At 60.3% G+C, this 7440-nt stretch carries 9 protein-coding genes and 1 pseudogene; 1 reads left to right on the top strand and 9 read right to left on the bottom strand.

Annotation, left to right across the window (positions count from 1 at the left end; translation table 11 throughout):
- The 7 genes and pseudogenes from TRM7615_RS22385 to TRM7615_RS22355 all read right to left on the bottom strand — a co-directional run.
- Positions 1–127 (bottom strand): annotated as a pseudogene (locus TRM7615_RS22385) (amino acid ABC transporter ATP-binding protein); the annotation flags it as partial.
- Complete coding sequence (lhpI, locus tag TRM7615_RS22380) at positions 120–1064, bottom strand: bifunctional Delta(1)-pyrroline-2-carboxylate/Delta(1)-piperideine-2-carboxylate reductase (protein WP_108791933.1); 945 nt, start codon at positions 1062–1064, stop codon at positions 120–122. The gene lhpI and the pseudogene TRM7615_RS22385, both read right to left, overlap by 8 nt.
- A gap of 3 nt (positions 1065–1067) precedes the next feature.
- Positions 1068–2201: an NAD(P)/FAD-dependent oxidoreductase gene (locus TRM7615_RS22375; protein ID WP_108791931.1), complete on the bottom strand. Its 1134-nt coding sequence runs from the start codon at positions 2199–2201 to the stop codon at positions 1068–1070.
- Positions 2194–3690: a M81 family metallopeptidase gene (locus TRM7615_RS22370; protein ID WP_108791929.1), complete on the bottom strand. Its 1497-nt coding sequence runs from the start codon at positions 3688–3690 to the stop codon at positions 2194–2196. Before TRM7615_RS22370 ends, TRM7615_RS22375 begins: the two co-directional genes overlap by 8 nt.
- The gene (gene speB, locus TRM7615_RS22365; RefSeq protein WP_108791927.1) at positions 3687–4655 is read right to left on the bottom strand and encodes an agmatinase; all 969 of its coding nucleotides are present in this window, start codon (positions 4653–4655) and stop codon (positions 3687–3689) included. Before speB ends, TRM7615_RS22370 begins: the two co-directional genes overlap by 4 nt.
- 5 nt (positions 4656–4660) lie before the next feature.
- A complete protein-coding gene (locus TRM7615_RS22360) occupies positions 4661–5344 on the bottom strand; it encodes an ABC transporter permease (protein ID WP_108791925.1) in 684 nt (227 codons plus the stop codon).
- Position 5345: 1 nt separating this feature from the next.
- Positions 5346–5738 (bottom strand): ABC transporter permease subunit, encoded by a 393-nt coding sequence (locus TRM7615_RS22355; RefSeq protein ID WP_165821499.1) that lies wholly within the window; start codon positions 5736–5738, stop codon positions 5346–5348.
- Positions 5739–5814: 76 nt separating this feature from the next.
- Here TRM7615_RS22355 and TRM7615_RS22350 point away from each other — a divergent pair, with 76 nt between their 5' ends.
- The gene (locus TRM7615_RS22350) at positions 5815–6000 is read left to right on the top strand and encodes a winged helix DNA-binding protein (RefSeq protein ID WP_125133729.1); all 186 of its coding nucleotides are present in this window, start codon (positions 5815–5817) and stop codon (positions 5998–6000) included.
- Positions 6001–6024: 24 nt separating this feature from the next.
- Here TRM7615_RS22350 and TRM7615_RS22345 read toward each other — a convergent pair whose 3' ends face one another.
- Together TRM7615_RS22345 and TRM7615_RS22340 are read right to left on the bottom strand one after the other, a co-directional pair.
- On the bottom strand, positions 6025–6711 hold the full coding sequence (locus TRM7615_RS22345; protein WP_108791919.1) for a GntR family transcriptional regulator: 687 nt from the start codon (positions 6709–6711) through the stop codon (positions 6025–6027).
- Between the two features lie 19 nt (positions 6712–6730).
- Positions 6731–7429, bottom strand: a complete 699-nt coding sequence (locus TRM7615_RS22340) for a DUF2848 domain-containing protein (protein ID WP_108791917.1) — start codon at positions 7427–7429, stop codon at positions 6731–6733.
- Positions 7430–7440: the final 11 nt, after the last annotated feature.

Raw genomic sequence — 7440 nt, 5'->3', positions numbered from 1 at the left:
GATTGATGTCGCGCAACACGTGAAAGGACCCGTACCACTTGTTCATGTTGTTGATTTCAATGGCGACCTCGTCGCTCACCTGCATTTTCGAGCGATCGATTTCGCGGTCAGACATAAGTTCAGACATGGGGTTCCTCCTCAGCCTTTCGGGTCGCGGTGATTGCGGCGGCAAGGTCCATGACCGCGTTGCCCACCGATTTGAACAGGGTGATCTCGTCCCGTCTCTCACGCGTGGCCTTGCCCTGCGCCAAGGCATACAAATCGCCCAGAATGTCAGATGGCGCGATGGCACCGGTTTCCAACGGCGTCTTCAATTCTCCGGCCTCGATGGTGGCGAACTTGGTGTCCACAAACAGCCGCCCGCGTTGCAAGGAGTGATCATCAGCTTCGCGCATGGCCGGGGTGAAGGCCCCGATCAGGTCCACGTGCTGTCCGGGTCGCAGCCATTCGCCCATCAATAGGGGTTCGGTAGCTAGGGTGGCCGCGCTGATGATGTCGGCCTGGGGCACTGCCTGCGACAGATCGCTGACCGCCTGCGCGTCCCAGCCTCTGCTCCGCAAGGATGCGGCAAGCGCCTCGGCCGCTTGCGGGAACAAGTCCCAGATGCGCACCGTCTCAATCGGACGCACCGCGCGGAACGCATCGGTCAGCTGTGCGGCAACCTTGCCCGCGCCGATGATCAACAGGTGCTTTGCATCCTCACGTGCCAGATACCGCGCCCCAAGGGCCGAGGCCGCAGCGGTACGCCGCGCGGTTGCAACCGCTCCGTCGATCAGGGCCAGATGCGCACCGGTGGCACGGTCAAAAACCAAAACCGACCCCGCAATTGCAGGCAGGCTGCGGGCGCTGTTGCCCGGGGTAGCGGTCACAACCTTGACGCAGCCGATCTGCTCTGTCCAGGCAGGCATCAACAGCAGGGTCGCGTCCGCCTTGTCCTGCATTTGCATGGTGTGATGGTGACGATCAGGCGCGGTCAGGCCATTCGCGAACAGCGCCTGCATCTGTTCGATCAGCGCGTCAAAGGGCAACGCGCGGGCAGTGGCATCGGCATCAAAAATTTCCATGACTCAGCGTTCCAATCGAGAGGGAGAGAAAAGGCGCGGGTCAAAATCCGCAACGGGGTGCGGCAGGGGAGCCTCGCTCAGCAAAGCGGCGGCGATCTGACCAACGGCAGGTGAGGTTTGAATGCCGTAGCCACCAACACCGGCCAACCAGAACAGCCCTTCGACCTGCTCCGAAAACCCGATCACCGGCAGCCGGTCAGGGGCAAAGGTCCGCAAACCCGCCCAACTGTGTGCCACATGGGTGACCTCAAGCGTGGTGCATTCGCCCAGGTAATGCGCAGCATAGGCCACGTCCAATTCCTCGGGCCAGGCATCATGGGGATCGACCGGGGTTTCATCAGCAGGGCTGACCATCAACTGCCCGGCGTCGGGTTTGAAATAGAACAGCTCATCAATCTCGTTGACCTCGGGTATGTGGGTCAGTTCATGGCCCGGCACCTTGACGCTGATTGCCGTGCGCCGATGAGGGATTATGCCCAAGGCATTAGCGCCAAAAATCTTTGCCAACGGATCGGCCCACCCACCCGAGGCGTTGACGACCGTTTTGGCGCACATCTCGCCTGCGGAGGTTTCTATCACCCAATGCCCGTTCTCACGTGTCGCCCCAGTCACCGTCGCACGCTGTTGGAACTCTGCCCCCTGTGCCTTGGCCCCCCGCACATAGCCTTGCAGCAAGGTCTCTACTTCAACATCCCAACAATCGGGGTCATAGAAGGCGGCGTTGACCCAGCCGGGGTCAAGAAAGGGCACCTTTTCCATTGCCTGATCCACACTCAGAAATTCAACCGGCGGCGTATCCTTTGGCGCGTTGGCGCATTCGTGGTCATAGACCGCGCGCAGATGATCAGCCTTCTCGGCGTCGGCAATCAACAGGTTGCCGCGCGGGCGCAACAGATCAATCTCTGCAAAGCCGGGGAGCGGGGTCATCATGAAACCCGCACTGGCCTGGGTCAGCTGCCCAACCTCGGGCGAATGAAATCGGCGGGTGAATTCCGCCGCTGACCGGCCCGTCGAATGAAACCCAAGCGCGCTTTCTTGTTCGAGCAACACGACCGAACGCCGTCCTTGCAGGAAATAAGCCAGCGCCGCGCCCGTGATGCCGCCGCCAATGATGGCGATGTCGTGGACCTCAGACATTGAAATTGTCCAGTGGAAAGACCGGACGGCGCAGGCGGGTATAGGTGCGGCGTTTGACATTGGGCGTGCACAAGCCGCCTGCATCCGTGACAATGATGTCTGACGCAATCGGGGCAAAGGCGCCCTTGAAATGCTGCATCGATTTGACCGCCAGTACCGATTTGTCCGCTGGTTCAATGCCCACCACGCGAAAGATGTTTTGGTCCAGCATCTGCATCCGGTCAGACACGATCATGATGTCGAGGCCCTGCACGCGCAGGCACACGCTCTGTCCTGTCGACCCCGGCAGGCCGGTGAACATCGGCCCCTCAAATGTGAACGCCCCATCGCTGATCGCCATGACCTTGCCCGTGACCTCAAGCGGCCCGCCGCCCACGGATGCGTCGGTTTTCCCGCCGATGGAGAGCGTTACGACGGCACCAACCCCATGGGCGGCGAGCTCGGATGCGGCTTGGGGGTCGTAAAGCGCCCCGGCCGCCGCGTTCTGGACGCCGACCCTCAGCATTGCTGCAATCAGAGCCGTGCAATCGCCGTAGGCGCCTGATCCGGGATTGTCCGAGAAGTCGGCGACCACGACAGGCCCCTCGCCCAAGCGTGGCGCAGACAACTGCGCAATGCAGTCATCCAGCGGGATGGGCAGGTCCCACTGATCGCGAAACGCCCAGATCTGATCACAGATCCGACCGGCACAGGCCGAAGCAGCACGCTGATCGGTGGTGGCGGTGTCATAGGTCACCAGAACCGAGGGGCCAGCCGCCCAGACATCGGCATCGGTGAAGCCAGCATTGATGGCCACATTCAGGATACCTGGCGTCTGCATCTCTTGCGCGGCGCTTTCCAGCAGGCGGCACATCGGCCCGTCATTGGTGGTGCGACCATCGTCGCACCCCACCAGCATCGGCGGCCGCTGAATTTCCAACTTGGGGTGAATGTCGCCGGACATGGCGCGGTGCAGCAGCTCGCAAGCCTCGACCCCAACCTCGCGCATGTCGATGTGCGGATAGGTGCGGAACGACACCGCGATCTGCACCAGGTCCGCCATCTCGTCAAAGATGTTGGCATGTAGATCCAGCGTTACCGCGATGGGGATGTCATGGCCTACAATCGCGCGCACCTCGCGCAGAAACTGGCTTTCGCCGTCCTGATCGCTTTCAGTCACCATCGCCCCGTGCAGCGCAACAAAAACCCCGTCATAAGGCGCGCCCGCCTGCAGGCGCCGCTTGGCCTCTTCGGTGATTTCCACCCGCGTCGCCTCGGTAATCGGGCCACCCGGTTCGGCCTGAGCGGCGGTGATATAGACCGGGATCCAGCCCCACGCCTCTGCCACCTCGATCGCGCCGCCGATCTCGGACCCGGTGCCACGCAGGTTGCGGGGGATATCCTCGCCGATGTCATAGTGTTTGGCGCGAAAGTCGTCCAAACCGGTTTGCATCACCGTGAAGGTGTTGCTTTCATTGTTGTATTCGATGATGGCAACGCGATGGCTCATGTGTCCTCCTTGCGCCGGGCAGCGCGGGCGCAGATGTATTCCAGGGCCAGCGAGGCCCCCAAAAGCGCGGTGATGTCGGCATGATCATAGGGCGGCGAGACCTCGACAATGTCCATGCCGACAAAGTTCACATCGACGCTGCCGCGCAGGAACTGGATGATGTCGTTCGGGGTCAACCCATCCACCACCGGTGTGCCGGTGCCGGGGGCATAGGCGGGGTCCAGGCTGTCGATGTCGATGCTGAGGTAAGCGGGGCGGTTGCCCACCACTTGGCGCATCTTTTCCAACGCGCCGCGCCAGCCATGGTCATGCATCCAATCGCGGTAAAGCACCTTGATCGGATCGTCATTGTCGTAATGCGTGCGAATGCCGATCTGCACCGAATGTTCCGGGTCAATCAGCCCGTCCTGCATGGCGTGATGCACAAAGGTGCCGTGATCAAACCAGTTGCTTTTCTGCGTGTCACGATGCGCATCGAACTGAACCAAAGCCAGCGGGCCGTGACGCTCAGCATGCGCCTTGATCGCGGTATAGGTGGTGCAGTGATCGCCCCCCAGCATCAGCGTGCCGGCCCCGGCCCCGCTGATGTGACGGGCCATGGCGACGGCACTGTCGCGCATCTGCTCGACCTGTCCGCGCCGGAACGGCACATCACCGCAATCGACCACTGACAGGATGTCGAAGGGATCAAAGCCCCAAGGCCACACCTCGCCCCAGGCCAGCTGCGCCGAAGCTTCGCGCAGGGCGCTTGGCCCCAGCCGGGCGCCAGGCCGACCAGATGTGGTCAGGTCAAACGGAATGCCATAGACCCCGATATCCACGCCGGTCATGTCCACCGAGGGTCGGCGGCGCAGAAAAGTGCGGATACCGGAATAGGGCATTTCAACATGGGTGCCATCCGGGCCAGTTTGAGTGCGGAACACCCCTTCGCGGCCAAAGGCGATATCGTCGGCTTGTGTTTTCATTGTTGTTATCCTTTGTAAGCCAGCCAGACATTGCGCCGTTCCAGGCGGCGCCAGACCGCCTCGATCACCAGAACGACGATCAGGTAATTGGCGGCGGCGATGTAAAAGATGCTCAGGTCAAAGGTTTCGCCAAACAGATACCGCGCCTGCCCCATCACGTCGCGCACGGTGATCACGCTGACCAGGGCCGAGGCTTTGAGCAGCAGCACCAGCTCATTGCCGAATGCGGGCAGCATCCGCGCCACCGTGATCGGCAGGATCAGCAGGCGGAACCGCTGGAACCGTCCCAAGCCCAAGGCCAACCCGGCCTCGATCGTGCCCTTGGGGATGGCGAGAATGCCACCACGCAGGATTTCCGCCTGATACGCGGCCGAATTCAGCGTGAACGCCAGCAGACCGCAGTTGAATGCGTCGCGAAAGAACCACCACAGCCCAAGCGCCCGCAGCTCTTTGTGGAACTGGCCAAACCCGTAGTAGATGATGAAGATCTGGACCAAGAGCGGGGTGCCCCGCACCAGATAGATATAGGTATAGGCCAACCCCGACAGGGCGCGGTATTTGCTCAACCTTGCGGCTGCCAACGGGATCGCGGCGAAGAAGCCAAAGATGAACCCCAGCAAGGTCAGGCTGACGGTGTTTTGCAGGCCGTGGACCCACAGATCCAGATTGTCGGTGATGTGCGACAGCATCTCAGCGCACCCCAACCAGATTGCGATTGGCGCGGGCTTCCAGAACGCTCTGGATTTGGCCCGAGATGAAGGCGAGTACCACATAGACCAGCGCCAGAACCGAATAGAAGAAAAACGGCTCGCGCGTGGTGGCAATGGCCATGTTGGCATAGCGCATCATATCACTGACAGCGATGATCGAGATCAGCGATGTGTCCTTGAGCAGGATCAGCCACAGGTTCCCAAATGCCGGGATCGCGTGACGCCACATCTGCGGCAGGATCACCAGAAAGAACGCCTGTCCCCGATGCAACCCCAGGGCGGCGGCGGCCTCGGCTTGCCCCTGACCCACGGCTTGATGGGCCGAACGCACGACCTCGGACCCAAGGGCCGAGAAAACCAGCGTCAGCGCCACCCAACAAGCCAACCTGCTGAGCAAACGCGGGCTGCTTGTCAAAAAGCCCAACCCGGCCGACAAGCGGTCCACCTTGTTGGCGCGGTCAGACGAAGGTCGGGCCCTGTTTCAGGAGTTGGCCCCAAGGTTGCAGCGCCTGAATGACCGCATTTTTGCCAGCCTAAGTCGCGAGGACTTCGTGTTTTTTTGCGATCTGCTGCAGCGTGTCACCGCGGGATGGACTCAGACCAACCTGATCATGGAAGCTGAAGAGCTGATCTGAACCGTCCAACAGGAACGCAGACGGTCACAACAATTTCCCGATGTTGGTTTTGAAGGCCAGTATGTGCTGCTCCATGGCGGCTTCGGCCTTGGCACGTTCGCCGCTTTTCAAAGCGTTCAGAATATCCCAATGGTCGCTCCGTACCCGATCGGCGTGAGTTTCATTGTTGAGCGACACAAACCAGATCCGCATGGAGCGCTCGTGGAGGTTGCGCAGGACTTCGGCCAGAACCTGATTGCCCGCGGTCTGGGCAATCTTGTCGTGAAACCTGCGGTCCAGCATTATCTGGGATTGGATGTCGCCGTTTTCAGCAAACTCCTCGGCTTCTTTCAAGATCGCTTCAAGCTCGTGTTCGGCGGTCGGGGTCATGCGTTCGCTGGCTTGACCCGCACAATAGACCTCATTCACCAGGCGTAGATCGATGATCTCACTCACCTCTTGCAGCGAGATGGCTTTCACGATCAGACCCTTGCGCGGGATCATTTCGATCAACCCTTCGTGGGTCAGACGGCGCACGGCGTGGTGGATCGGCGTGCGTCCGATTTCCAGATCATCGCTCAGCTTGGCCTCGTTCAAATACGAACCCGGTTCGTAGACCAGAGTGATGATCCGGTATTTCAGTTCCTCATAGGCGATGTCAGCAAGGGATTGTCGAGCCTTCTTTTCCGCGGCATCCGGTTTGCGGGTTTTGGCTTTAGTCTCGACAACCATTCTCTGCTCCTTGGGTGTCTCAGCCTACATTGGGTAGAGACTCGACGTGATATCTGTGTGAAATTGTTCTGCCCCTTTTAGCATCGTGTAATTCGAATTCAAATGCTTCGGCAGGGCGCACGCCGCCAATTGCGGCAAGGGTTCCTCCCATCATCACATCACCGGGGCCAAATTGCGTTCCGGTCTGCGCCTCGAATGAGGCGACAAGCTCATCCGGGGACAGCATCGCGGCCACGGTGCCATGCTGATAGGTGACACGCTGGCCGTCAATCAAGGCATGACTGCGAATTTCCAGATCATCCCAATGGTCCCGCAGATCGGCGTAGTTCCACAGCCGTGAGGCGATTGGTTTGTCGCACATCTGCTTGGATACCGTGATGTTGTAAGCCTCAACCTGTCGGTCGGTGTGATCCGAGCCTGTTCCGATCCACCAATCTCCGTCGATGTTGAAAAGGACAAACTCGACCTCGCCCGAGGAGCCTTCGCCAGGGTTCTGCAACAGCTCTTGTTGGGTCAAGCGCGAGGTTGAGGCACGGTAGAACACCGGTGTGGTGGCGGGGCGTTTGATGCCCAACTCCTCGAGCTCGGCCATGTGTTTTTCCATCGCCACCTTGTCGCGTCCGGTCCATCCGGCAATCACGAAACGGTTAGGGGTAAAGGTGATTTCCTGTTCGGTGTCGGCATCCAGAACAAGGTTAAGTTCGGGTGTTTGTGTCATGTCACACTCCT

Origin of the sequence: Falsiruegeria mediterranea M17 (assembly GCF_900302455.1) — a bacterium.
GTDB lineage: Bacteria > Pseudomonadota > Alphaproteobacteria > Rhodobacterales > Rhodobacteraceae > Falsiruegeria > Falsiruegeria mediterranea.
Note: the sequence above shows the minus strand (reverse complement) of the source record. Positions and strands in the feature narration are given on the sequence as shown.

Excerpts from the sequence above, each read along its gene's own strand:
- lhpI (WP_108791933.1), bottom strand. The coding sequence starts at position 1,064 with ATGGAAATTTTTGATGCCGATGCCACTGCCCGCGCGTTGCCCTTTGAC.
- TRM7615_RS22375 (WP_108791931.1), bottom strand. The coding sequence starts at position 2,201 with ATGTCTGAGGTCCACGACATCGCCATCATTGGCGGCGGCATCACGGGC.
- TRM7615_RS22370 (WP_108791929.1), bottom strand. The coding sequence starts at position 3,690 with ATGAGCCATCGCGTTGCCATCATCGAATACAACAATGAAAGCAACACC.
- speB (WP_108791927.1), bottom strand. The coding sequence starts at position 4,655 with ATGAAAACACAAGCCGACGATATCGCCTTTGGCCGCGAAGGGGTGTTC.
- TRM7615_RS22360 (WP_108791925.1), bottom strand. The coding sequence starts at position 5,344 with ATGCTGTCGCACATCACCGACAATCTGGATCTGTGGGTCCACGGCCTG.
- TRM7615_RS22345 (WP_108791919.1), bottom strand. The coding sequence starts at position 6,711 with ATGGTTGTCGAGACTAAAGCCAAAACCCGCAAACCGGATGCCGCGGAA.
- TRM7615_RS22340 (WP_108791917.1), bottom strand. The coding sequence starts at position 7,429 with ATGACACAAACACCCGAACTTAACCTTGTTCTGGATGCCGACACCGAA.